The sequence below is a fragment of the Streptomyces sp. NPDC088147 genome (genome assembly GCF_044741565.1).
GTDB lineage: Bacteria > Actinomycetota > Actinomycetes > Streptomycetales > Streptomycetaceae > Streptomyces.
The window spans coordinates 602653-628456 of sequence record NZ_JBIUSY010000001.1; the positions used below are offsets into that span (position 1 = coordinate 602653).

The following is a 25804-nucleotide window of genomic DNA, read 5'->3' on the forward strand; positions in this document are numbered from 1 at the left end:
TCGGCCGTCGGATCAGACCGCCGGAGCCGGGTAGGTCGGGTACTCCACCCCTGACACGTGCTGGACGACACGGATGACCTGGCAGGAGTAGCCGAACTCGTTGTCGTACCACAGGTAGAGGATCGCGTTGTCGCCCTCGACCTTGGTCGCGCCGGCGTCCACGATCGAGGCGTGGCGCGAACCGATGAAGTCGCTCGACACCGCGTCCGGGGCGCTGATGAAGTCGATCTGGCGCTTGAGCGGCGAGTTCAGCGACACGTTGCGGAGGTGGCCGAGGACCTCCTCGCGGTTGGTCTCGCGCGCGAGCCGCAGGCTGAGGATCGCGATCGACACATCCGGCACCGGGACGCGGATCGAGCTGCCGGTGATCCGTGCGTCGAGGTCGGGCAGCGCCTTGGCGACGGCGGAGGCGGCGCCGGTCTCGGTGATGACCATGTTGAGCGGCGCCGACCGGCCGCGGCGGTCGGACTGGTGGTAGTTGTCCAGCAGGTTCTGGTCGTTGGTGAACGAGTGGACGGTCTCCACGTGGCCGCGCAGGACGCCGAATTCGTCCGCCATCGCCTTCAGCGGCGGGACGATCGCGTTGGTGGTGCAGGACGCGCAGGAGAGGATCCGCTCGTCCGGCTTGATCGTCTCGTGGTTGACGCCATGGACGACATTGGGGACGTCGCCCTTGCCGGGCGCGGTCAGGACGACCTTGTCGATGCCGGGGCGGAGGTGCTTCGACAGACCCTCGCGGTCACGCCACCTGCCGGTGTTGTCGATGAGGATGGCGTTCTTGATGCCGTACGCGGTGTAGTCCACCGTCGTCGGGTCGTCGGAGTAGACCACCTTGATCTCGTTGCCGTTGGCGATGATCGTGTCGTTCGCCTCGTCGACGGTGATCGTGCCCTGGAACTGGCCGTGGACGGAGTCGCGGCGCAGCAGTGAGGCGCGCTTGACGATGTCCTGGCCGGCGCCCTTGCGTACGACGATGGCGCGCAGCCGCAGGCCGTTGCCCGAGCCGGTCTTCTCGATGAGCAGGCGGGCGAGGAGGCGGCCGATGCGGCCGAAGCCGTAGAGGACGACATCGCGCGGCTCGCGGCGCTCGATCTTGTTCTCGCCGGTGGCGCCGGCGACGGCCTCGGCGGTGAACTCCTCTTCCGAGAGACCCCGGTCGTCGGCCTGGTAGGTCGCGGCGAGCATACCGATGTCGATCTGCGAAGGGCCGAGATCGAGCGTGGTGAGAGCGCGCAGGAACGGAAGGGTCTGGGTGACCGAGAGTTCCTCGCCGGCGATCTGCCGGGCGAACCGGTGGGTCTTGAGGATGCTGATCACCGACTTGTTCACCAGGGAGCGGCTGTGCAACAGGACGGTGATGTCCCGCTCGCGGTGCAGCTTCCCGATGATCGGGATCATCGCCTCCGCTATCTCCTCGCGGTGCTTCCAGTTGGTGAACGATTCCTCAGTGACAGTCACAGGTTTATCTTTCGAGCTAGGGGGCGCTCATATGGTAACCCCTCGATCGGTCGGCTCAGTCGGCGGGGAAGTCCATACCGTTGGTGAGGAGTCCGAGGAATTGTGTGAGTTCGGCTCTGCGCCGAACGGAGAGTTTGCGGTAGACGCGCGTGAGGTGCTGTTCGACGGTGCTGACGGTGATGTAGAGGTGCCGGGCGATCTGCCGGTTGGACTTGCCCTCGGAGGCGAGGGCGGCGACGCGCCGTTCGGCGTCGGAGAGAAGCGGCTTGTCGGCGGGGGCCGGGGTGGCGGCGGGCAGGCCGGCGGTGGTGCGGGGCCGGCTCGGTGTCCAGGTCATCCACGGGGAGGCGGGGGCTTCGCTCCGGTGTCCGGGTTCCTGTGTCTCGGGCCACGGGGGGCGGGACTCGTGGTCGTGGCTGTTGTCGGGATGGCTCCGGCCGAGATCGGCGAGGGCGCGCGCCAGGGCGAGACGGCTGTCGGACAGGCGCAGAATGCGCACCGCTTCCCGGAGGAGTTGCTCACGCTCGCCCGGGGGGCTCGCGGCGGCCAGAACGCGCAGGGCGTTGCCACGGAAGCGGGAGGGGCGGGGGCCGACGTCGGCGAGTTCGCGTTCGACCATGGCGCGGGCGCGGGCCGGTTCGTCGAGTGCGACGTACGCCTCGGCGGTTCCGGTGCGCCAGCCGAGGAGGTGGCGCGAGGGGGAGTGCCATCGCTCGGCCAGCGGTGCGCAGGCGGTGAAATCGTTGAGAGCCGCGTAAGGACGGCCGGTGGCCAGGCTGTGGTGGCCGCGGGCGACCAGATAGAACAGACCGACGGTGGAGTGGAACATCTCCTCGGGGACGGGATATTCGAGGTAGCGCGCGGCCTCGTCGTACTGGCCCGTGGCGGTGTGGGCGGCCACCAGGGTGGCCAGGGGGGAGCCGATGACCACACCCCAGCCGTGGTGCGGAAGGAGTTCCAGAGCGGAGGCCGCGCGTGTGACGGCCGTGGCCGTCTCACCGCGTTGCAGGGCGATATAGGCGTGCACGCTACGGAAGATCGCGACGCGCGCGGGCGATCCCTCACCGGGAAGCCGGTCGAGCAGCGCCGTGCCGAGCCGCTCGGCCTGGGGCAGATCCCCGTGCTGGAGCAGTTCGATCAGCGTGATGGCATCACGGTCCCAGGAGTACCGCGGTCCGGGAACGGGGGGAGGTAACGTTTCTCCGTAGTCCGTCTCGGTGTGGCCGAGGACAAGTGGGTCGATGTCGCCGACGGGTACGCGTGAGCTGCCGCGGGACATGTGTGCCGCGTGTTCCAGATAGGCGGCCGACAGGGTGTCCCGCGTATCCGACAGCGGATCCGACTCCGGCAGTTCGGGCAGCAGGGCCGGACTCAGGTGCGCCACGATCGTCCTGGTGGCCGCCAGCCGCTCTCTCGCACGCGGATCACGTGGGTCGTGGGGTTTCTCCAGATACGTGATCGCCTCGCCCGCCTCTTTCGTCCGGCCGAACCACAGCAGCCACGTGACGAGCGCGTGGACGGCCCGCGCGTTGAGCGCTCCCGCGCGCATCACGGACATCAGACGGCTCACCTCCGGCTCCGCCGCCGCCGGGTTGACGCACCACAGCGCGCCGAGCAGCCCCAGGGCGACCTCCACCCGCTGGGGCTCCTCCAGCCCGGCCCGGTCCGCCAGTCGCAGGCACCGGAGCGAGGCGTCCACGTCCCCCTCCGCCAACAACTGCCGCGACGCGCGTAACAACACCGCGATGCCCGCCTCGTCCGGTATCGCGCCGCCGGCCATGAGATGCTCCGCCACCGTGGTCACGGACGCTCCCTCGGCGCGCAGCACCTCCGCCGCACGCAGATGGAGCCCGGCGCACTCGTCCCCGCCGAGCGCCTTGAGCACAGCCCTGCGGGCCGCCGGATGCCGGAACGCGCCGTCCTCCAGCAACCCCGCCAGCTCCAGTTCCCGCATCTCCATGGCAAGCCGCTCCGGGCCGCGGTCCAGCAGCTGGCCCAGCCGGGCCGGGGTCGCGTGCCGGTCGAGAACGGCCAGCGCCCTTACACACGACAGCAGTTGAGGATGGTGCTTCAGACGGGCCACATACGTGCGTTCGAAGGTCTCCCCCACCACGACGCCGCCTTCACCCGCCGGGGCACCGGGGCCCGGGGCGGCCTTGCGGGCGGCGGCCCTGTGGTCGCGGATCAGCGCGTACACGAGGGCGGGACTGCCACCACTGACGCGGTGGACGGGGGCGAGCAGTTCCGCCGCCGTGTCCGCGCCGAGCCTGCTCTCCAGCAGCCGCCGCACCTCCGCCTCCGGCAGGGGCGTGATCGCCCCCACCCGGCATCCCGGAACGAGCAGGAACTCCTCCGTCCGGTCCAGGTGGCACTCGCACATCGACCGATCGAGCGTCATGACCATGATGATTCCGCTGCTCTGGGCACGCCGGGCCAGATGCAGCAGACAGGAGCGGGACAGCTCGTCCGCGTACTGCGCGTCGTCGACCGCGACGACCAGGGGCGTTTCCCGCGCGACGGCTTCCAGCGCGGAGGTCAGGTCCCGCATCCGCTCCACGTGCCCGCGGTCGGACGCCCCCCGGGGCACGCCGTCCTCCCACAACCGGTGCACGGCCGCCCGCGCCTCCTCGGGCACGCCGGAGGAGTGCGTCAGTTGCTCGATGGTGGCGAAGGGCACGTCGTTCTCGCTGCGGAAACCGGTGGCGGCCAGATACAACGCCCCGGACTCCGCGGCGTGTTCGCGAAATCTGCCCAGCAGCGTGGTCTTCCCCGTCCCCGGGCCTCCGTGCAGGGCCATCACACCGCCCTGATGTGGCCCGGCATCCGCCAGCAGCTCACCGAATTCCGCCACGTAATCCCGTCGGCTCGCCCAACTCATCGTCCTACCTTTGCACTCAAGGAATGTGTTGCTGAAACCCAGGAACGCAGAATCACCGCAATCCGAACCTCGTGGTTATCAAGTGTAATCAGTCGAGTGCGAACTGTCTTGAGTGCGTGCAGACCCGGCTACCTCACGCAAACGTTCGCAACGTGCCCGACCGGGCATCACCTCGTCGGTTCCGGGGACGCAATCGGACTCGAAACCCGGCGAGCGGGATACGACGCATACTCGCCATTCTCACGCTTTCACCTCTCCGTGAAGCGCGCCGCCAAGTCGCCCGTCCCCTACCGCCCCCGGGCGGTAACCGCGAACCAGCGAGAACGCACGAATGAACGTTGCGTGAGCAATTACGCGCCAAAACCGGTCGGCTTGACTGCGGAGTTACCCGGCGCTTTCCCTTCCGTCCACGTACTGGAGAGATCGGTCATACGGTGGTGATTTGCCGGACTGATTCTCCGCTCCACGCCATCGGTACGTACCAATGACTGTCGGCGTACTCCGGCCATAGCTTTACCTCGAATTTACCGCGTCACCCGCAAAGCCGGCGGGACCGCAGAAAAACCGTCGCCCGCCGCGAGGATCGCGACGGGCGAGGGAGTGAGGGGCGAGGGGCGAGGCAGTGAGGGGCGAGGGACCGGGAACGAGGGACGACGGGCCGGGGGGGACGGGCGGTGGTCGGCCCCCGGCGAACAGGCTCACCGCCGCACGGCGGGTCCGTTTCAACTCCCCGGGCCGCGCCTCACCATGACACGGGGAGAGTGGTCGGTCCGCGGACGACGGCCTCGGCGGGCCGCCATCGCAGGGCGGCCGGGGCCACGGCCGGACACAGCCCGGGGGCCGCCCGGACCAGCTCTTCCAGCGCGACGCGCAGCTGGAGCCTGGCCAGCTGGGCCCCGAGACACACATGGGGTCCGTGCCCGAACGTCAGATTCCTGGGCATGTCCCGCCGGACGTCGAGGACTTCGGGTTCCGCGTGCTCCGCCGCGTCGAAGTTGGCGTGCAGCAGGGATACCAGCACACCGTCCCCCGCGCTGATCCGCTCCCCGCCCAGCTCGACGTCCTGCCGCGCCACGCGCGTGAAGCTGATCGGGACGACGGGCGCGTACCGCAGCAGTTCCTCCACCGCCCCCGGGACCAGCTCCGGCCGGGACACCAGCTCCCGCCACTGCGCCGGGTGTTCCAGCAGAGCGAGCGCCGCGAGACCGATCTGGCCGATCGTGGTCTCGTACCCCGCGTTGAGCAGCAGTTCGATGAGGGCGAGCAGCTCGGGTTCGTCCAGCGCGCCGTCCTGCTCACGGGCCAGGATCAGCGTGCCGAGCAGGTCGTCCCCGGGGTCACGGCGGGCGTGATCCGCCAGCTCGACGAAGTACGCCCGCAGTTCGCGCCTGGCCGTCTCCGACTCCCCCGGTGAGCAGGGGGTGATGCCGTGCGCCCGGTCGGCCAGCCGGGAGAACCGGTCCTGTTCGGCCTCCGGTACGCCCAGTACCTGACAGATCGTCGAAGCCGACAGCGGCATCGCGTAGCCGGATACGAGGTCGATCGCGCGTCTGCCCTGGAGCAGGCCACGGGCCGCCCGCCGGATCGGGCCCTCCTGGGCGGCCATGGCCTCGGGGACGAAGGCACGGTTGATCAGTTTGCGCAGCCGGCCGTGCGCGGGCGGATCGAGGCTCGTGAGGGCCACCGGGTCCGGGCGCAGGGGGTGGATGGCGGGTGCCGACTCCGCTACGGCCAGGGCCCGGCTGAACCGGGGGTCGGTCAGCACCTGGCGTCCGAGTTCGTACCGGGTGACGAGCCAGAGCCGGTCGCCGGTCGGCGCGAGCACACGCACCACGTCCGGTACGGGGTGCCGTGGGAGGTAGGGGAGCATGGGGCCGCGCTGCACCCCGGTGGCGTGCTGGGTGTGCGCGGCAACCGCCAGATGTCCGGGGGCCCTTGGGGGGATGCCGCCGGACGGGGGGACGCCCCCGGACGGATCGCTGGCCCCGGATGTGGTCCGGGGACAGCCGCCGGGAGCGGTCCGGGACAAGGACAACTCGCCTTCGTCGGTCGTCATCTGGCCGGATCCGTCTACTTGACGCCGACGACCATGTACTCGGGCCCGTCGAGGTGGCTGACCGCGACGGACCGGAAGCCTGCCGCGGTCAGCCAGTCCCGGCACTGGGCGCCGGTGTAGCCCAGTCCCCCGGCGGAGACCAGGGAGACATTGAGGCTGGTCAGCATGCCCGTGGTGTGGGTCCGGCGGTCGTCGTCGATGAGCGATTCGTAGATGAGCAGCGAGCCGCCGGACGGCAGCGCGTCGTACGCCTTGCGGATGAGCATCTGCTTGATGTCGAGGTTCCAGTCGTGGAGGACATGGCCCATGACGATCACGTCCCCGGCCGGCAGCGGGTCGTGGAAGAAGTCGCCGCCGGCGAACCGGGACCGGTCGGTGACCCCCGCCTGGCCGAGGTGATGGGTGAAGCGGTCGCTCACGGCGGGCAGGTCGAACCCGATGCCGTTCAGGTGCTCGTGCGCGCCGAGTACCTGGGCCAGCAGTGCGCCCTCGGAGCAGCCCACGTCCACGACCGTGCGTACCGGCTGCCAGTCGAACGCGGTGGCGATGGCTTGGTTCGCCCCCATGCTGTAGCCGGTCATGGCCCGGACGAATCCCGTGACCTGGTCGGGGGTCGCGAACGCCTCGCCGAAGGTGTCGCTGGTGGCGTCGGCCTCCACCAGGGTGCCGTCGCCCGCCGTACGGCCGTCGCCGCCGCCCGATTCGGCCAGGGCTCCGGAGAAATCGAGCCGGTCGCCGCTGCGCAGCCCTTCGGAGAGCCGGGACCACCAGCCGAATCCGGAATTCAGGAAGGACAGATATCCGGACACGTCGGTGGCGGGTTTGTGGGGGTTGAGATATTCCTCGGCCACCGGGGAGTTACGATACCGCCCCTCCGTACGCTCCAGCATTCCCAGGGAGACCAGGCTGTTCAGGAAGTCGGGCGCTCCCCTGCCTTTGATCCCGAGCCGCGCGCAGAGTTCCTCGGCCGTACGGGACCGCCCGGACAGCTCGGTGAATACGCCAAGTTCGACGGCGCTCAGCAGGACCTTCGACTTCCAGAACGCGGTGGCGATGTCGATGATGGCGTGTGGAGATCCGGCCGGCCCGATGGATCCGGCGTCATTCCGCGGCTGAGTCATTCTGATTCCCCTCTTGAAAGAACCGGCACATCACACAAGGCCGAGATCGTGGTGGATGGCGTCGCCGATGGCGAGCATCCGTTCCTGGTGTTCGTCCTGCGACGCCTTGCCGTTGAGATGCACGGCGGCCACCACTCCGGTGTCCGGGTCGGCGAAGGCCACGGACGTCCACAGTCCGTAGTGGCCGAAAGCACGGCGGGAGGCATATTGGCTGAATGCTGTGTACTCCTTGCCGAGGTGATGTGATTCCAGTCGGAATCCCAGCCCCCAGTCGGCATTGCCGAAGGCGTCGGTGAGGCCGACGCGGTGGCGTGCCGTCATCGCCATGACGGTCTGTGGCCGCAGGATCCGGCCGCCCGTTCCCTGGCCGTCGGCCAGCAGCGTTTCGAAGAACCGGCCGAGGTCCTGGATCGGTCCGCGCATGTTGAGCCCCTGGATGGGCCGGGTGCACGAGGCCTCCGTGGCGTACCACTGCGTCGGTTCGGCCGGGAAGCCGCCTCCGGTGATGTGGATCAGCGGCAGCCGGTCGGCGGTCTCCCGGTACTCCTCGGGGGTGAGCACCATCCGGGTGTCGGTCATCCCGCAGGGTGCCAGCACCTCTTCGGTCAGATAGCGCTCGTAACTCCGGCCGTCGACGGCCCGGACGATCTCCGCCAGCAGGAACCAGGCCCACCAGGGCGCGTAGTTGATCCTGGTCCCCGGTTCGGCGCCCGGTGGGATCCGCATCGTGCGCAGCTGCTCGCGGCGTACCGCCACCGGTGCGGCGAAGGTGCCGTGCAGGGGGTCCAGTGCCATGGGGACCGGGGTGGTGTGGGTCAGCAGCTGGAAGAGGGTGATGTTCTCCCGTCCTTCGCCCTCGAACCACGGCAGATACGCGGCGACGGGACGCAGCGGGTCCACCAGGCCCCGCTCCCAGAGCTGTCCGACGGCCACGGCCCCGACCGCTTTGGAGCAGCAGTACCAGATCGGCCACGACCGGCGGGTGAAGGGCACCTGGGGCCGGCTTTCCCCGAGGGCGACAGAGACGGCGGTACGCGACGGGGCGTGCGAGACATAGAGCTGCGCGCCGGGGGTGGTGCGGTCCAGCTCGGCGCGCAGGACCGCCATGGTCCGCGGCAGTGTGTCGTACGCCGCCTCCACCGCCGCTGTCTCGTCCTCCTGGCCGGGGCCCGTGCGGTGGGTCCGCGCGGGCGGCGAGCCGGGAGGGTGCGCGAGGCCGGCGGTTCCGGCCCGCAGTCCCGCCAGCCCTCCCGATACGTCCTGCTGGAGGATCCGGTCGAGGAAGAAGACGAACAGGAACGCGCCTTCCAGCCGCAGGCCGCCGTGTTCGAACAGACGCGTCCGGTGCGTCTGGTCTCCGAACAGCAGCGTGCCGGCGTCCGCGTGGGTGAGTGTGAAGGCGAGCGTGGGACGCACGGCGCTGTGGCCCGGCGCGAACCGGAGGGCACCGGTCGTGAGGTCCATCAGGATGTCGAGCGCGTCCGCGGTGCCTTCGGGAGCGTCGGTGATGTCCAGGGCGATCCGGATGGCGGCGCTCTCGTCGGCCGGCAGCGCGGCGAACGCGGTGCCGGCGCTGCCGAGCCACTCCGGCGAGAACAGCGCGTACCGGGTCGGGACGGTGGTGGCAGACGGGTCCGTCCTGGCGGGAGCCGTCCCCATCAGGACCTCTTGGCCAGGGTGAACCGCACCTTCGAGGTCATGGTGAGGGACCCGTCGGGTGCCTTGAGGGTGTCCAGTTCCGCGTTCACGGCGGCGACGGCCTTGTCGCGCTCGTCGTCGGGGACGCTCTCCCAGAACTGGCGCCCGGCGGTCGACCACACCCACCGCCACCACTGTTCGGCGTGGGCGAAGTGGGTGACGCAGTCCTCCTCGGCCGTCTCGGCCTCGTCGAAGCCGGCTTCGCCGAGCATGGCGTGCAGGGCGTCGACCGAACGGAAGGGGCTCGTCGCGGGCAGGGTGTGCGAGGAGGGGCCCCGGCCGTACGGGGCACTGGCGGCGTACACCGGGTCCCACCGCGGGTCCGGCCGCCCCCACCAGGACACCCCGAACCGGCCTCCCGGTTTCAGCAGCTCGCGGTAGCGGGCGGCGGCGGCCTGCGGGTGGGGGAAGAAGAACAGGCAGATCCCGGCGAGGACGGTGTCGAAGGAGCCCGGCGCGGTGGGTACGTCCGCCAGGGCGACGGTCTCCGCGTCACCGACGACGGCCCGCACCTGGTGCAGCAGCCCCTGCCGGGCCGCCTCCTCCTGAGCCCGTGCCACCATCCCGCCGGACAGGTCGACGCCGATGACCTCGCCCTCGGGTCCGACCGCCCGTGCGGCGGGAACCAGCACGGCGCCGGTGCCGCACCCGACGTCCAGCACTCGCTGCCCGGTGGTGACCTTGGCGTGGTCGACAAGCCGCCGGCCGAGGTCGTTGAAGTGCTCGACCCCGACCCGCTCGTAGGTCGGCGCGCTGCGGTCGAAGAGCAGGGCCAGCGCCGCTTTCCGGTCCGCCTCCCTGTCCTGCGCGATGTCGCTCACGGTGTGCCCTCCTCGTGTCGTGTGCCGGTACCGAGCCGTACCGGTCCTCCGGTCGCCGCCGATGTGTAGACGGCGGTCACGACGGCCACCGCCCGCCGTCCGGCCGCCGCGTCCGCCAGCGGGGGCCTGCCGTCCCGTACCGCGTCGAGGAAGTCCAGGAGTTGGTCACGATGCGGCTGGTACAGCAGACCGATGCGGTCCCTGGCCGTGTCGCGCTTCTGGGACGGGGCGTGGTCGGCGGCCTGGTTGGCGCTGCCGAACGCCCCGTAGGCGGGCGCCCGTTCACCTTCGCGCGCGGCGTGGAAGTACTCCAGTTCGTCGCTGTCGATGACCACCGAGCCCCGGTCGCCGTGCACCGAGATCCGGGCGGTACGGCCCGGGTAGGCGGCGGTGGTGGCCAGCAGTACGCCGAGCGCGCCGCCGGCGAACCGCAGGCTCGCGGTGGCCACGTCCTCCACCTCGATGTCGTGGTGGGCGAGCAGGGCGGTGTGCGCGGCCACCTCCACGACAGGTCCGGCCAGCCACTGGGCCAGGTCGACCGCGTGCACGGCCTGGTTCATCAGCGCCCCTCCCCCGTCGAGGAGCCGCGTACCGCGCCAGCTGCCCGAGCTGTAGTACGACTGCTCGCGCCACCAGGGCAGTTCGATCAGGACGGAGGTGATACGCCCCAGCTCTCCGGCGTCGATCGCCGACCGGGCGAGGCGGGTCGCGGGGTCGAAGCGGCGCTGGGAGACCACACCGAGCGTGCCGCCCTCCTGCCGCGCGACCGAGATCAGCCGGTCGGCGGCGGCGGGTGACACGTCGATGGGCTTCTCGACGAGCAGGTGCTTGCCCGCTCGGAGCGCGGCGGCTCCGAGGTCGGCGTGTGTCCCGCTCGGTGTGCACAGCAGGACGGCGTCCACGTCCGTACGGGCGAGCAGTCCGGGCACGTCGTGGTGGTCGCAGCCGAGTTCGGCACCGAGCTCCCGGGCGCGCGCCCGTTCCCGGCCGGCCACGGCGGTCAGCCGGGCCCGGCCGTTCAGCTCGGGGTCCTCGCGGGTGAGGAGCCGCCCCAGGAAACCTCCGATGGACCCGCAGCCGATGATCCCGAACCTCAGCTCCACAGGATCACCCGACCGGGACAATGGCGTTCCCCAGGTAGTTCGGCAGGGTGGTGAGACGGCGTTCCTGGTCGTCCAGGTCGGCCGGGTAGCGCTCGCGATAGCGCCGGGTCACGTCCTGGATCTCGCGCCAGCTCGTGGGCATCACCCCGTCGTTGTACCGCGGGGCGAGCTGGTCGTAGAGGCTGGTCCCGGGGCGCAGGAACAGCTGGTTGATGCCGAACCATCCGGGAACACCGCCCGCCCAGTCGACCAGCCAGTCGGACATGCAGGCGTCGTCGTCGGGGAGTCCCAGAAGGATGAACGCGAAGGGGACGATCCCGGCGTCCTTCAGCTTGAGCACGGCGTCGTGGATCTGCTGCTCGCTGACGCGTTTGTGGACGCCCGTACCGGCCACGGCGGGCGACTCGGCGCCCAGCCACATGCCCTGGCAGCCCGCCCTGGCCCATTCGGTGACATCGCTCTTGAGCACGATCTCGGCGCGGGTCTGGCCGACCCAGCCGACCCCCTGGCCGCGCAGACGGTGGCAGATGTCGGTGTAGAAGGTCTTGTTGATGCCGAAGACGTAGTCCAGGAAGAACTGGAAGTCCAGGCCGGCCGTCTGCTGGGCCTCCACTTCGGCGATGACCCGGTCGACGGGCTGGATCCGCATACGGTTGCCGAACGGCAGATGGCAGAACGTGCAGCCGTACGTGCAGCCGCGGGCCGCCAGCACCATCCCGCAGGGGCCGGGCTGGGGCAGCCCGTCGACGATGACCTCGGCCGTGTAGTTCCGCAGGGGAACCAGGTCGTAGGCGGGGAGCGCGAACTCCTCCAGGGGGATGTTCGGGTACGGCTTCGGGCGGTCCCCGACGATGGCGAGCGGGGAGACGGGCGCGACATCGCCGGACAGCACCGGGGCCGTCACGCCCGCGTTCAGGCTGCGGACGGCCTGGACGGCCGCCGAGTCCGCCTCACCGAGGGCGACGTGCTGGACGCCGAGGTCGAGCCTGGTCGCCTCGGGCAGGTGGGTGCCGTGCGGCCCGATGGCGATGGTGCGGGCGCCGGGGAAGCGGGCCTTCGCGACGTCCGTGGCGGCCCTGATCGGGCCCAGGTCCAGCGGGTAGCACTGGGCCCGGTCGGCGATGGCGGAGGAGATCAGCAGGATGTCGGGGTCGTCGCCACCCGGCGGCGCGTCCTGCAGCCGCTGGTCCCAGACGGTGACCTCGTGGCCTTCCGCGCGCAGTTGGCCCGCGGCCATGAGGATGTCCAGGGGGATCTGTATGAAGTACTGGTCGAACTTGTTACTGGGGACCACCAGGCAGATTCGGCTCATGGGTGTGTGACCTCACAGACGGGCGGAGGGGGTGGCATGCGGTTGTGCCGTGGATGGCAGCCCCTCGCGGGACCGGGCCACCTCGGCCAGTCGGCTGATGCGGCGAATCGGCCGCAGGTCGACCTCGGGGCGGGCGGGTTCGGTGAGCAGGGCGTCCATCGACCACCGCAGCGCGTTGTCCATCGGGGAGTCGTGGAAGAACCACTCCGTCCGGTGGTCGGGTCCCTCGACGGCCAGCCAGTGCGTGTTGCGTGCCATCGGTGAGCCGTCGAGCAGCGTCACGGGATCCAGCTTCACGGTGAACCGCACCGGTCCCGCGGTGATCTCGACCAGCCGCTGTCTGCTCTCGGCGCCCTCGGGGGCCGGTCCCATCCATTTCGGCGTGGGGACGAGCGGGTGGGCGTCGGGCCCCACGATGGTGGAGTACAGCTCGATGGTGAGGTCGTCGACGGTGGTGGTCTCATAGGCGGCGGTGCTGGTCAGTTCCGGGTCGGCCTCCACACGTACGTCGTGCTCGGCCGGGTCGGTGCGCAGATACCGGTCGTACACGCCGGCCGGCAGCACGCCGCCGACCAGAGCGAGCATGTGCAGCCACTCGTAGCCGAAGACCCCGTAGTCGTGGTCCACGAACCGGCCGGCCGCGATGTCCTCCCTGCGGTCCTTGCCGAAGCCGACCCGGACGCCGCTCACCGGGTGTCCGGGCGCGAACTCCTTCTTCAGAGTGCGCAGCACGGCGCCGGCCTGGGCGTGCCCGTACTGGTTCATCACCACCAGCCGGGCCCGTTCGTACTCGGCCAGCAGGGCGGTGAGACCGGCTTCCTCGCCGGGGCGGCAGACCGGCTTCTCCACCAGCAGCCGGGCCGCCGGGTCCCGGGCGAGCACCTCCGCCACGGTCTCCAGGTGTGTCGCGGTCGGCGAGCACACCGACCACACGTCGACGGGCACGTCACGCGGCACGTCCGCCACGCGGCCGTACCGGGGGGCGCCCGTGCCGGGCGCGCCGGCCAGCGGGTCCACCACACTGACCAGGTGTCCGAGGGCGCTCAGCAGCCGCTCGTGCAGCCGGCCCGCGACTCCGTGGCCGACCACGCACACATGTGTCCTGGACATGCGCGCTGTCACAGGGCGGTGGCGGTCAGGAGGTGCTCGGGCTCGGCCGGCCGGTGCTGTTTCCCGGCGAGGTACTCACGGTAGTAGGCGTGGAACAGCTCGGCCTCGTCGATGGCCCGGTCCACCGGCTCCAGATGGAGACCGGGTTCGAGCGAACCGATCTCCCGGCACAGGACCTTGGCGGCGATCAGCGTTCCGGCCCGGTAGGCGTCGTAACCGCGGTTGGCGATCCCCTCGTACTCGAAGAGATTGAGCGAACGGCCGTCGCCGAGCACCGTGGCCACGGCTCCGGAGGGGAGGACGTAGCGCACCCCGACGTACGGCACGACCGTCGGCTCGGCCCCCGCGTGTCCCTCGCTGAGGATGCTGAAGTCCTTGGTGGCGAACCCGGCGAGATAGACGCCGTCGGGCAGCAGCGGCAGGTCCTCCGCGGTGATGGCGAGCTCTCCGGTGCCACCGATGACCAGGAACGGGGAGTGGCCGCGCAGCGCCTCGGCGGCGGTGGTGTAGGTCTCGAAGCCGTGTTCCGCGGCCGTGATGAGGGCGAGGATGTCGGTGTCCACGACGCTCACCCGGCAGCCGAGAGCCCGCAGCGCGTGCGCCACGCGCGCTCCCAGCGTGCCGAAGCCGAGGATCAGCACATGCCGGCCGATGAACTTCTCGCCGGGGAGGATGGCGCGCAGACGCCGGACGCAGGAGTCCGCGATCTCGTTGTATCCGAGCATCGTCTTCAGCCGCGAGCGGGCCATGTTGAGTACGGGGATGGACAGTGTGCCCGGGGCGTTGGCGATGCGTTTCAGGCCGCTGACGGTCAGTTCGAGCGCGGCGTCGATGTATTCGGTGAGCTGTCCGTCCGCTCCGTATCCCTGTGCCAGCAGTCCGCCGTCGTCGATGACCAGCACCTTGCGGCCGGCGGCGTGGGCCTGCCGGATGAAGGCGTTGACGCGTTCGTTGACGCCGAGCGCGTAGGCCTGGGCGGCCGGGTCGGCCGTGTCGTTGATGACCGAGTTGTCCAGTACATCGCTGAGATAGCCGTGGTTCAGGAACCAGGCGTGGACCCGGCTGCGGTGCAGGGTCCGGTCGCCCTTGGAGAGCGCGAAGACCCAGTTCGGGTCGAGACCGGCCCGCTCCATGCCGAGCAGGAAGCCCACGCTGTTCTCGACGTAGTGGTCACGGAAGATCAACGCCCAGTCGGCGAGGGCCGGTTCCTTCGTGGCGTACCGGTCGACCAGCGGCATGGCCCGGACGATGGAATCGATCTCCGCTTCGCTGTAGCACTGGCCCCGGAGCGTCAGCTTCTCCAGCAGGGCGACGAACAGGGCGCGTATGTCGTCGGGCAGGGGGCCGGAGGTGGTGAGCAGCACCCGGCGGCTGCCCGCCGCCGGCAGGATGTGGTCGAGGGTGTCGGGCGCGACATCGGGCAGCGGGCGGCTCCGGACGTCCAGGCAGCTGTCGCCGAGCCGCACCCGGTAGTTCCCGGGCTGGAGGACCTCCAGGGTGTGTTCCGCGGTGGGCCGGCCGTCGTCGTGGAGCACCGACCTGATGACGTCGTGGAGTTCGTCGCAGGTCATCCGGCCGTCCAGCACCTCGTACAGACCCTCGGGCGGCTCGCTCAGGACCTCGGCGGGCCCGGCGGCCACCTGGCCATTGAGCGCGTCGTCTACCGACTCGGTTTCGAAGACTGTCACTTTCCAACCTCTTCTTCTCAGTTCTCAGGCGCGATCAATCGCAAATAACTGTCCGGAGGGATCCGGCGGAATCCGGGGATGAATCCGGTGGGGGGAATCCAGAGGAAGACAGAACTAGAACCAGGTCAGAACAGTGGCCGCCGCTGTCATTCCACCTCCCACTGCCGCCAGGAGAATGCGCTCACCGCGCTGGAACGGCCTGCGCGATTGCGCGTCCCGCATCGTGATGGGAATGGAAGCCGCTCCGGTGTTGCCGTACCGCGGGGCCGTCATCGGAACGCGGTCCGGGTCCAGTTTGAGTTCGGACGTGATGTTCTCCAGCAGTCGCACATTGGCCTGATGGAAAATGAACCGGTCGATGTCGTCGACCGACAGCCCGCAGTCCGCCAGAGTCCCGCCGACGACCTCGGGGAGCGCCCGCAGGGCGTACTCCGCGACGGGCCTTCCGTCCATTTTGAACAGATGCTCGCCCGCGGCACGCGCCTCAGGGGTCAGCGGTTGTCTGGTACCGCCGGCCGGCACCTCCACCAGTGAGCGCAGACTCCCGTGCGCCACCATGCGCGACGCGCTGATTCCGTACCCTTCCGGCACCGGCCCGAGGAGCGCGGCCCCGGCGCCGTCACCGAAGAGGCTGACCGTTCTCCGGTCGGTGCGGTCCATGACGGAGGAGAACATGTCGGCGCCCACGACGAGGGCGTACGTACCGAAGGCGGAGGATGTCGAGAGCAGCGCGTCGGCGATCGTCAGCCCGTAGACGAAGCCGGAGCACACGGCGTTGATGTCGAAGGACGCCGCCGCCTCCAGGCCCAGGCGGCCCTGGAGGGCCACGGCCGTCGCGGGCTGCGGCTGATCGGGAGTGGCGGTGGCGACGATCACCAGGCCGATGTCCCGCTCGATCCCGGGAGTTCTGCTCAGCAGGTCGGTGACGGCCTCGTAGGCGAGGTCGGAGGTCGCCACCCCGGCGGGCGCGTAACGCCTCTCGTGAATTCCGGTGCGCCGGGCCACCCAGTCCTCCGGGGTGTCCGCCCATTCGCTGATACACGCGTTGTCGATGACTACTTCAGGAACATGAAATCCAACCCCTAAGACACCGACCGGCATACGAGACCTCCCTGGGCCCTCAGCGCTGGCAGAGATTCGCTCCTCGTGTCCCCTTCCAGGACAGTGCGAAGCCGAGGGCGGAACACATGACGGACGGGCGAATTCGGAGAATCCGCCGCCCCTGGTGGTTCGCGGCTTCCGGTGCGCCGCCTTTCCGTGTTCCCTCGGGCAAAGCCATCCTACGAAGAGGGGAGGATGAACTTCATCCCCTACAACCCCTATGAGCCCCTACGCAGCTCGCGCCCCTCAGGAGTCCCGCCGGTCCGCGTCCGCCCAGGCCGAAGTGCCGGCCTTCATGACGAAGGCCGGCACGCTGAACGCGACACCGCGGCTACGCGGCCAGGCGGTTGATCTCCCGGCTGTCCAGGACGCGGGGGATCTCCGCGCCGGGCAGGGCCGCGTGGGGCCGGGCGACGGCGAGCATCGCGCGGCCGAGGTGCTCGGTGGTCGTGGTGTGCCCCGGCGCGATGCGGTGCAGGAGGGGGTAGAGCCAGGAGGTGAGGGTGTACATCACGCGGTAGGCGGGGGTCCTGGAGACGGCACCGTGACGGGGCTGGATGTAGCCGGGACGGAACATGTAGGCGTCCATCTCCATGGCCAGCAGCGCGTTTTCGGTCCGTCCCTTGACGCGGGCCCACATGGCGCGGCTGCGTTCGGTGCTGTCGGTGCCCTCGCCGGAGACGTAGGCGAACGTGATGCCGGGGTTGTGCCGGGAAACGGCGGAGGCCGCGGCGAGGGTGACGTCGTAGGTGATACGGGTGTATTCGGCTTCGTCGCGCCCGGCGGCGGAGACGCCGACGCAGAAGAAGCAGGCGTCGAGGCCGGCCAGTTGCCCGCTGAGGGCGGACAGGTCGGTGAGGTCCTGGTGGATGACCTCGCGCAGCTTGGGGTGGGTGATGCCGAGCGGGCCGCGGCCCACCACCAGGACGCTGGTGACCGCGGGGTCCAGAAGGCAGGCACGCAGCACACCGTGTCCGACCATGCCGGACGCTCCGAAGATGACGACGTTCACAGGGGGCTCCGGGAGGGGGTGAGGTTCGGGCACGCGGGATCGCGGTGGCGACCATGGTGGCACGGCGGCGTCACGGTCGATGCCGGAGCCCAGGGCGGGTACGGGCGGAGTGTCGGCCGAGAACGGCGACGTCGAGCATGAGTCCCGGTCCCGCGCCGCGGTACCCGCGCCGGACGGCACGGGGTCAGATCCCGGGGCCGTACCCCGGATCCGGCTGCCGGCGCGGGGTCCACCACTCGGTGAGCCCCCATACGCCCAGCGCGAGCGCGGCCACGGCCACCAGCGCGGCGGCCCAGGGGCGGTGCACCCATTTCGTGGTCAGGCCCCAGGCGAGGAGCGGAACCAGAGCGCCACCGAGCACGATGAGCGGCAGATCGACGAAGAGCACGCTCAGATCGCGGGCATGGCCCTCGAATCCGCCGTCGATGCTGAAGGCCGCTCGCGGCGCCCACACGAGTGCCGCGGTCGTCGCGCCGAGGACGGCGAGGAAGCATCCGGCGGCGCCCCGGGTCGTCGGGTTCATCGCCGTGGTCCCTCGCGTGGCTCTTTCGCTCATGCCCACGACAGACGCGACGGCGCGGCGCGTGGTTCCGGCGGGGCACCCCTGCTCAGACCGGTGCGCCGCGCTCCCCGGGCTCAGGCGCGCGCGCCGCACTTCCCCGGCTCAGGCGCGTGCGCCGCCGTCGACCCGCAGGACCGTGCCGGTCACGTAGGAGGCGCGGTCGCTGAGGAGCCAGGCGGCGGCCTCGGCGATTTCGTCGGGTCCGGCCGCGCGGCGCAGCGGGGTGTTCGCCGTGAGCCGCTCGACGAGACCGGGCGAATGCGCCTCCCAGGTGCGGATCATCTCGGTCAGCGTGCCGCCCGGGGCGATGGCGTTGACGCGGATGCCCTCCGGGCCGTAGGTCACGGCGGCCGACTCGGTGAGGCTGTTGACCGCCCGCTTCATCGCACCGTAGGCGGGCAGCTCGGGGTTGGCCATCAGGCTGCCGACGCTGGAGTTGTTGACGATGGCCCCCGTCCCGGCGGTGGCCCGGATGGCGGCGATCTCGGCGGCCATGGCGAGCCACGGGCCCCTGAGGTTCACGGCGTAGAGGCGGTCGAAGTCGGCCTCCCGCACCTGGTCCAACGGGCCGGGCGGCGTGATCGTCGCACCGTTGTTGAAGGCGACGTCGAGCCGGCCGTACAGGTCCACCGCGCGGTCCACAGCGGCGCGTACGCCGGCCGCGTCGGCCAGATCGCACAGCACGTAGTCCGCGGTGCCGCCCGCGGCCCGGATCTCCTCGGTCACCGCCTTCAGCTGGGCCTCCGTCCTGGCCGCGAGCAGCACGCGCGCGCCTTCCCTGGCGAACAGCCGGGCCGCGGCGGCGCCGATGCCACGGCCCGCACCGGTGATGAAGGCGACCTTGCCGGCCAGCAGGCCCCGGCCAATGTCGGTGGTGATGTCGGTGCGCGTGCCGGCGGGCGTGCCGGTGCGCGTGTCGGGGGTGGATGGTGAGGTGTGGTCCATGGCAGCGAGCCTGCGCCCGTCGGCGGTGGCTATCCAGGCACCGGCGGTACCTGGATAGCCACCGTGCTCCCGCGCACACTGAAGAGGTGGACAGACAAGAACTGGCCGCCTTCCTGCGCAGCAGGCGGGAGCGGATCACCCCCGCCGACGTGGGCCTGCCCGCCGGGCCGCGCCGCCGTACCCCGGGGCTGCGCCGCGAGGAGGCGGCGCAGCTGGCGTACATCTCGACCGAGTACTACACCCGGCTGGAGCAGGCCCGCGGCCCCCGCCCGTCGCGCGAGGTGCTGGCCGGGCTGGCGCGGGCCCTGCGCCTGTCGGACCCGGAGCGCGACCACCTCCATCACCTCGCCGGCGCGCCGCCGGGCCCTCCGCCAGGCCCCTCGCGCGAGGTGCGGCAGAGCATCCTCGACCTGCTGCGCCGACTGCCGCAGGCCGCCGCGATCGTGACGTCCGCGACGTACGAGGTGATCGCCTGGAATGATCTCGCCGCCGCCCTCATGGAGGACTTCTCGGCCGTGCCACGACGCGACCGCAACCTGGTCCGCCGTACCTTCCTCGATCCGTCCCCGCGGGGACAGCGGTTGTACGGAGTGTCGGACGTGGACGCTTTCGCCCGTGCGTCGGCCCAGCAGTTGCGCGCCGTCGCCGCCCGCTACCCCGGTGATCCCGAGGTGACCGAGCTGGTGGACGAACTCCTCGCCGGCAGTGAGGAGTTCACCCGGCTGTGGGGCTCCCACGACGTGTCCGCCGAGCCCGCTCTGCGCAAGACCTTCCAGCACCCGCTGGTCGGCCCGGTCACCGTCGACTGCGACGCCCTCGACATCACCGACCGGGACCAGCGGGTCGTGATCTACACCGCCACCCCCGGCTCGCCGTCCGAGGAGGCGTTGCGGCTGCTGTCGGTCATCGGCACGCAGCGCATGGACGTGTCCCGATGAGATCCGGGGCCCTGTCTCAGGTCCGTCCGGCCCCCGGTCCGTCCGCCGGGGGCACGTCCGCCGCCTCGGGGCCGTCCGCCGCGGATCCGCCCGCTCCGGGCGCCCCCGCCCGCAGCCCGTCCATCACGAGGTCCAGCAGTCGCGTCGCGGGCGGCTGCCAGTCGCTGCGCGGGTCGAGATGCCAGAGCCCGGCGATGGCGAGCAGGAAGTCGTCGGAGGTCAGCCCCGGGCGGATCGTGCCCGCCTCCTCGTTCGCGTGCAGCAGGAGCGTGACCGCCCGGGTCACCGGGTCGTGCCCCAGCTGCGCCAGGCTGCCGTACGTGCTGGTGGCGTTGCGCAGCGCGTCGGCCAGACCGGCCTTGGTCATGGCGTACCGGGCCAGCCGGTCCATCCACTCCCTCAGGGCCCGGTCGGGTGCGCGGGTCTGGAGCAGTTGGGCGGCGGTGTCGGCGACCTGCTGCATCTCGTAGCGGTAGACCTCCAGGACGAGGGCCTCGCGGTTGGGAAAGTTCCGGTAGAACGTTCCCTGGCCGACGCCCGCCTTCTTCGCGATCGCGCTCAGCGGGGCGTCCGCGGCGCGCGTCAGCTCGGCCAGCGCGACGTCCAGAATGCGCTCGCGATTCCGCTGCGCGTCCGAGCGCAGAGTCGTCTCGTCCCGTACTCGTTCGTCCCGCACTCGTCCTCCTTCCGGCCGCGCTCGTCATCCTTCCGGAATCGGAGAGCCAGTCCTCGCCCCGGAATAACGGCCAAGCCCCGCCTTGCTAACCGGACAGCTGTCCGTTAGGTTCGATGGTGAGCGGACAATTGTCCGCTTAGGTTCACCATAGCGGCATATCCGGCCAGTCTGGCCGACCTGTGCCCTCTCCCATCCGGACAGTCCCCCGGATCGTCTCGTTCGACGCGTATCAGCAACGCGAAAGAAGGCTGATCATGGCCCCACCCCCCTCATCGGCAGCCGCCACCCCGACGCACAGCGCCATCACCCTGAACATCAATGGCGAGAAGTACACACTCCCCGTCGACCATCGCACCACCCTGCTCGACGCCCTGCGCGAGCATCTCGATCTGACGGGTACCAAAAAGGGCTGTGACCAGGGCCAATGCGGCGCCTGCACGGTACTTCTCGACGGCCGCCGGGCGGTGTCCTGCCTTCAGCTCGCGGTCGCGGCCGAGGGGCGCGCGATCACCACCATCGAAGGCGTCGCCGAGGGTGAGCGGCTGCATCCGGTGCAGCAGGCCTTTCTCGACCTCGACGGCTACCAGTGCGGCTACTGCACACCGGGGCAGATCTGTTCGGCCCTCGCGGTGATCGAGGAACACGCGGCGGGCTGGCCGAGCGCCGTGACCGGCGATGTCCGGCCGGAAGCGGGGGTGCCCGCGCTCACCGCCGAGGAGATACGCGAGCGGATGAGCGGCAACCTGTGCCGCTGCGGCGCCTACGTGTCGATCGTGCAGGCCGTCGCGCGGGCGGCGGAAGCGGCCCAGGCCCAGGCCGAGACAGAGACAGAGACAGAGACCGAGACCGGGACCGACGTCAAGGAGACCGCCGCATGAGGGAGTTCGGCTACGAACGCGCCTTCGATGTCTCCGGAGCGGTCGCCCTGCTCGACGGCGCCCCCGAGGCCCGTTTCCTCGGCGGCGGCACCAACCTCATCGATCTGATGAAGGCAGGTGTGGAACGGCCCGCGCTGCTCATCGACATACGGGAACTCCCCCTCGACGGAATCGAGTTCACGGACGACGGCGGGCTGCGCATCGGCGCGACCGTCACCAACAGCGATCTCGCGGCCCATCCCGAAGTACGCCGTCACTACCCGGCGTTGGCGCAGGCCGTGCTGGCCGGCGCCTCGGGACAGCTGCGCAACATGGCCACGGTCGGCGGGAATCTCCTCCAGCGGACCCGCTGCGGCTACTTCACCGATCTCAGCAAACGGTGCAACAAGCGTGCACCGGGCAGTGGTTGCCCCGCCCTCGCGGGTGAGCACCACAACCACGCGATCCTCGGCGCCTCCGAGCACTGCGTCGCCACCCATCCCTCGGACATGGCGGTCGCGCTCGCCGCCTTCGACGCCGTCATCTCGTACGAGACGGCGGACGGGCCGGGCGAGTCGCCGATCACCGCGTTCTACCCGCCCGTGGGCGACACCCCGCACATCGAGACCGTCCTTCCGCCCGGCGCGCTGATCACCGGCGTCACACTGCCGCCGGCCCCGGTGGCCGCCCACTCGCGGTACCGGAAGGTACGCGAGCGTGCCTCGTACGCGTTCGCGATCGGCTCGATCGCCGCCGCGCTCGACGTCCGGGACGGTGTCGTACGCGACGTGCGCCTCGCGTTCGGGGCGGTCGCGTCCCGGCCGTGGCGGGCCCGCGCGGCCGAGCGTGTGCTGATCGGCGGCCCGGCGAGCGCGGAGGCGTTCGCCGCCGCGGCCGATGCCGAACTGGAGGCAGCGGAAGCGCTTCCCGAGAACGGATACAAGGTGACGTTGACACGCAACCTCGTGGTGGCCGTGCTGACCGAACTCACCGAGGAGGCACCCCGATGACCACGCCGACAACGCCGGCGTCCCCGACGACGACGGCCACGGCGACCGGAGTCTCCGCCGTGACAGGAGCCGTCGGCTCCGCCCGCACCCGCGTGGAGGGCCGCGACAAGGTCACCGGGGCGGCCCGCTACGCCGGAGAGATCCCCTTCGCCGAACTCGCCCACGGCTGGCTCGTGCTGTCGACCGTGGCGCGCGGCCGTATCCGCTCCGTGGAGGACTCCCCCGTCCTGGCCATGCCCGGCGTCCTCACCGTGCTGCACCACGGGAACGCGCCGCGTGTCGAGACCGACTACATGGGCATGGTGGGGCGGCCGAACCCGGTCCTCGGGATCTTCCAGCACGACCGTGTCCCCTTCTCGGGATGGCCGGTGGCGCTGGTCGTGGCCGAAACGTCCGAGCAGGCCAGGGAGGCCGCCGAGGCGCTGGTGGTGCGCTACGACGAGGAGCCGCACGACGTCGCGTTCTTCGCCGGACATTCCGGCGCGTACACGCCGGAGAGCAACCCGATGGTCCGGGCGGAGACGGAGAAGGGGGACCTGACGGCCCAGCTCGACGCGTCCGCCGTCGTCGTGGACGAGGAGTACACCACTCCTGAGGAACACCACAACCCGATGGAGCCGCACGCGGCGACGGCTCGCTGGGACGGCGGGCGGCTCGACGTCCTCGACTCCAACCAGGGCAGCACCTGGGTGGCGTCCGAACTCGCGCAGCTCTTCTCCCTCGACCCGGCCTCGGTTCGGGTACGGTCCGAACATGTCGGCGGCGGCTTCGGATCGAAGGGGCTCAGCCCGCACCAAGTGGCCGCGGTGATGGCGACGACCGTCCTCCACCGCCCGGTGCGTGTCGTGCTGACCCGCCGTCAGATGTTCTCTCTCGTCGGCTACCGCAGCCCCACGGCGCAGCGGATCAGGCTCGGCGCCGACACCGACGGCCGACTGCGCGCCTTCGACCACCAGGCACTGAGTCTCACGTCGACCGTGCACGAATTCATCGAGTCCAGCGCCGTGCTGGGGCGGGTGCTGTACGACGCCGACGCGCATCGCACGCTCCACCGGCTCGTACGGCTCGACGTGCCGACCCCGGCCTGGATGCGCGCGCCGGGCGAGGCACCGGGCTCCTTCGCCCTCGAATCCGCGCTGGACGAACTGGCCGAGAAGTGCGGCATGGACCCGATCGCGCTGCGCGCGCGCAACGAACCCGAGACGGGTCCCGTGTCCGGGCTGCCGTTCAGCAGCCGCAATGTGCTCGCCTGCTTCGAGGAGGGCGCCCGCAGGTTCGGCTGGGCGGACCGTGACCCGCGTCCCGGTCTGCGCCGTGAGGGGCGCTGGCTGCTCGGCACCGGAACGGCGGCTGCCACCTACCCGTCGGGCGCGGGCCCGTCCACGGCGGCCGTGACCGCCGAGCCGGACGGCACCTTCACCGTGCGGATCAACGCGGCGGACATCGGGACCGGCGCGCGGACGGCGATGACCTCGGTCGCCGCGGACGCGCTGCGTGTGGCGCCCGACCGGATCCGGGTGCGCATCGCGGACAGCGATCTCGGCCCGGCCATGTTCGCCGGCGGCTCGATGGGCACGCGCTCCTGGGCGTGGGCGGTGACGATCGCGGCGGACGAACTGCGGGAGCGACTGGCCCTGGGAGGCAGCATCCCGCCGGAGGGGATCACCGCCCGGTCGAACACCGCCGAGGCCATCGGCGCCCTCGCGAAGAAGGAACGGCACTCCTTCGGAGCGCAGTTCGCCGAGGTCGCGGTCGATGTCACCACCGGCGAGGTACGCGTACGACGGTTGCTCGGCATCTACGCCGCGGGCCGGATCGTCAATCCGCTCACCGCCCGCGGCCAGTTCATCGGCGGACTGACCTGGGGGCTGTCCATGGCCCTCCACGAAGAGGCGGTCAGGGACCGGGAATCGGGCGGCCACGTCGGCGCCGACCTGGCCGGCTATCACTTCGCCGCGCACGCCGATGTGCCGCTCATCGAGGCGGACTGGGTGGAGGACCCGGACCCGGACGACCCGGTCGGGATCAAGGGCATCGGCGAGATCGGTGTCGTGGGTGTCGCCGCCGCGATCGCCAACGCGGTGTGGCACGCGACCGGTGTACGCCACCGGGAGTTGCCGATCCGTCCGGACCGCGTCCTGCGGGCGGCGGACGAAGCCCGGCGCCGGGCCGCCGGCGAAGCCCGGAGCGCGGCGGCCGGAGGAGCCCGGAGCGCGGCGGCCGGAGGAGCCCGGAGTGCTTGATGTCGCCGAGCAGTTGAACCGCTGGTTCGAGGAGGGCCGGGACTTCGCCGTCGCCACCGTCGTCGCCGTCGGCGGCAGCGCGCCGCGCGGTCCGGGCGCGGCCCTGGCCGTCGACCGTGACGGCACCGCCATCGGTTCCGTCTCCGGCGGCTGCGTGGAGGGAGCGGTGTACGACCTGTGCGTCCAGGCGCTCCAGGACGGCAGGACGGTGCGTGAACGGTTCGGATACAGCGACGAGGACGCCTTCGCGGTGGGGCTCACCTGCGGCGGCGTCATCGACGTCCTCGTCACGCCGGTCCGCGCGGACGCGGCGGTGTTCCGGGCGGCGGTGTCGGCCGCGGACAGAGGGGAGACGGCGGCACTCGCCCGGGTGGCCCGGGGCCCGGAGGCACTCCTCGGCAGGGCGCTGCTCGTCCGTCCCGACGGCTCGTACGAGGGCGGCCTCGACGGACACCCGGAACTGGACCGGACGGCGGCCGCGGAAGCCCGCGCGATGCTGGACACCGGCCGCACCGGCACCATCGAGATCGCGGAGGACGGATCGCGCTGCCCCGGCGGCGTGACACTGATCGTGGAGTCGAGGGTGCCGCCGCCCCGGATGATCGTCTTCGGCGCCGTGGACTTCGCGACGGCGCTCGTACGGGCGGGCAAGTTCCTCGGATACCACGTGACCGTGTGCGATGCCCGGCCGGTCTTCGCCACCCGCGTCCGCTTCCCCGACGCCGACGACCTCGTGGTCGACTGGCCGCACCGCTACCTCCGGCGCACCGCGACCGACGAACGGACCGTCCTGTGCGTACTCACCCATGACGCCAAGTTCGACGTGCCGCTGCTGGAGACGGCCCTGCGGCTGCCCGTCGCGTTCGTCGGCGCGATGGGCTCGCGCCGCACGCACGAGGACCGCAACCGGCGTCTGCGCGACGTCGGCGTCACCGAGGCCGAGTTGGCGCGTCTGCGCTCACCGATCGGCCTCGACCTCGGCGCCCGCACGCCCGAGGAGACCGCCCTGTCCATCGCGGCGGAGATCATCGCGGCGCGCCGGGGCGGGACAGGGGTTCCGCTGACCGGTTCGGGTACGCCCATTCACCATGACGTGGACGGAGGGGAAGAGGGCGAGGTCCGCTCCCGGGCGGCGGCATGAGCCGGTGGTGACGCGCCGGGGGTGGGCCCGTACGACCGTGCGGACCCATCCTCGGCGCGGGCCCATGCCCGGCG

The 25804-nt window shown here is 71.0% G+C and carries 20 protein-coding genes; 5 read left to right on the forward strand and 15 right to left on the reverse strand.

Annotated elements, in window-relative coordinates; translation table 11 throughout:
• Positions 1-12: 12 nt before the first annotated feature.
• From ACIOGX_RS02305 to ACIOGX_RS02370, 14 genes are all read right to left on the reverse strand, one after another.
• The gene (locus tag ACIOGX_RS02305) at positions 13-1458 is read right to left on the reverse strand and encodes a glyceraldehyde-3-phosphate dehydrogenase (RefSeq protein WP_356509845.1); all 1446 of its coding nucleotides are present in this window, start codon (positions 1456-1458) and stop codon (positions 13-15) included.
• A 55-nt stretch (positions 1459-1513) separates the two neighbouring features.
• Positions 1514-4336 (reverse strand): AAA family ATPase, encoded by a 2823-nt coding sequence (locus tag ACIOGX_RS02310; RefSeq protein ID WP_401909558.1) that lies wholly within the window; start codon positions 4334-4336, stop codon positions 1514-1516.
• 742 nt (positions 4337-5078) lie between these two features.
• On the reverse strand, positions 5079-6206 hold the full coding sequence (locus ACIOGX_RS02315) for a cytochrome P450 (protein WP_401909560.1): 1128 nt from the start codon (positions 6204-6206) through the stop codon (positions 5079-5081).
• A 200-nt stretch (positions 6207-6406) separates the two neighbouring features.
• Complete coding sequence (locus ACIOGX_RS02320) at positions 6407-7513, reverse strand: methyltransferase (protein WP_401909563.1); 1107 nt, start codon at positions 7511-7513, stop codon at positions 6407-6409.
• Between the two features lie 30 nt (positions 7514-7543).
• Complete coding sequence (locus ACIOGX_RS02325) at positions 7544-9172, reverse strand: serine hydrolase domain-containing protein (protein WP_356509837.1); 1629 nt, start codon at positions 9170-9172, stop codon at positions 7544-7546.
• Entirely contained in the window at positions 9172-10032 is an 861-nt protein-coding gene (locus tag ACIOGX_RS02330; protein ID WP_356509835.1) for a methyltransferase domain-containing protein, read from the reverse strand. Before ACIOGX_RS02330 ends, ACIOGX_RS02325 begins: the two co-directional genes overlap by 1 nt.
• Positions 10029-11135 carry a Gfo/Idh/MocA family oxidoreductase gene (locus ACIOGX_RS02335; protein ID WP_356509833.1) on the reverse strand — a complete coding sequence of 369 codons (1107 nt, stop codon included), beginning with the start codon at positions 11133-11135 and terminating at the stop codon, positions 10029-10031. The genes ACIOGX_RS02330 and ACIOGX_RS02335 overlap by 4 nt, the downstream gene beginning before the upstream one ends.
• Positions 11136-11139: 4 nt before the next feature.
• Positions 11140-12447: a radical SAM protein gene (locus ACIOGX_RS02340; RefSeq protein WP_356509831.1), complete on the reverse strand. Its 1308-nt coding sequence runs from the start codon at positions 12445-12447 to the stop codon at positions 11140-11142.
• A 12-nt stretch (positions 12448-12459) separates the two neighbouring features.
• A complete protein-coding gene (locus ACIOGX_RS02345) occupies positions 12460-13557 on the reverse strand; it encodes a Gfo/Idh/MocA family oxidoreductase (RefSeq protein WP_401909568.1) in 1098 nt (365 codons plus the stop codon).
• 8 nt (positions 13558-13565) lie between these two features.
• Positions 13566-15245, reverse strand: coding sequence for a hypothetical protein (locus ACIOGX_RS02350; protein WP_401909571.1), 1680 nt, complete (start codon positions 15243-15245; stop codon positions 13566-13568).
• Positions 15246-15359: 114 nt separating this feature from the next.
• The gene (locus tag ACIOGX_RS02355) at positions 15360-16346 is read right to left on the reverse strand and encodes a 3-oxoacyl-ACP synthase III family protein (protein ID WP_401909573.1); all 987 of its coding nucleotides are present in this window, start codon (positions 16344-16346) and stop codon (positions 15360-15362) included.
• A gap of 331 nt (positions 16347-16677) precedes the next feature.
• Complete coding sequence (locus tag ACIOGX_RS02360; protein WP_401909575.1) at positions 16678-17358, reverse strand: NAD-dependent epimerase/dehydratase family protein; 681 nt, start codon at positions 17356-17358, stop codon at positions 16678-16680.
• Between the two features lie 184 nt (positions 17359-17542).
• Entirely contained in the window at positions 17543-17881 is a 339-nt protein-coding gene (locus ACIOGX_RS02365; protein ID WP_356509821.1) for a hypothetical protein, read from the reverse strand.
• 141 nt (positions 17882-18022) lie between these two features.
• On the reverse strand, positions 18023-18865 hold the full coding sequence (locus ACIOGX_RS02370; protein ID WP_401909577.1) for an SDR family NAD(P)-dependent oxidoreductase: 843 nt from the start codon (positions 18863-18865) through the stop codon (positions 18023-18025).
• An 86-nt stretch (positions 18866-18951) separates the two neighbouring features.
• Between ACIOGX_RS02370 and ACIOGX_RS02375 the strand changes: the two genes are divergently transcribed.
• A complete protein-coding gene (locus ACIOGX_RS02375; protein WP_384771924.1) occupies positions 18952-19803 on the forward strand; it encodes a helix-turn-helix transcriptional regulator in 852 nt (283 codons plus the stop codon).
• Between the two features lie 16 nt (positions 19804-19819).
• On the opposite strand, the gene ACIOGX_RS02380 is transcribed toward ACIOGX_RS02375, so the two are convergent.
• The gene (locus ACIOGX_RS02380) at positions 19820-20479 is read right to left on the reverse strand and encodes a TetR/AcrR family transcriptional regulator (RefSeq protein ID WP_383969924.1); all 660 of its coding nucleotides are present in this window, start codon (positions 20477-20479) and stop codon (positions 19820-19822) included.
• 254 nt (positions 20480-20733) lie between these two features.
• Here ACIOGX_RS02380 and ACIOGX_RS02385 point away from each other — a divergent pair, with 254 nt between their 5' ends.
• From ACIOGX_RS02385 to ACIOGX_RS02400, 4 genes are read left to right on the forward strand one after another with little or no spacing between them, the layout of a single operon-like run.
• A complete protein-coding gene (locus tag ACIOGX_RS02385; RefSeq protein ID WP_401909580.1) occupies positions 20734-21357 on the forward strand; it encodes a (2Fe-2S)-binding protein in 624 nt (207 codons plus the stop codon).
• Positions 21354-22346 (forward strand): xanthine dehydrogenase family protein subunit M, encoded by a 993-nt coding sequence (locus ACIOGX_RS02390; protein ID WP_356509811.1) that lies wholly within the window; start codon positions 21354-21356, stop codon positions 22344-22346. Before ACIOGX_RS02385 ends, ACIOGX_RS02390 begins: the two co-directional genes overlap by 4 nt.
• A complete protein-coding gene (locus tag ACIOGX_RS02395) occupies positions 22343-24589 on the forward strand; it encodes a xanthine dehydrogenase family protein molybdopterin-binding subunit (RefSeq protein WP_401909583.1) in 2247 nt (748 codons plus the stop codon). The genes ACIOGX_RS02390 and ACIOGX_RS02395 overlap by 4 nt, the downstream gene beginning before the upstream one ends.
• Positions 24582-25730 (forward strand): XdhC family protein, encoded by a 1149-nt coding sequence (locus ACIOGX_RS02400; protein WP_401909586.1) that lies wholly within the window; start codon positions 24582-24584, stop codon positions 25728-25730. Before ACIOGX_RS02395 ends, ACIOGX_RS02400 begins: the two co-directional genes overlap by 8 nt.
• Positions 25731-25804: the final 74 nt, after the last annotated feature.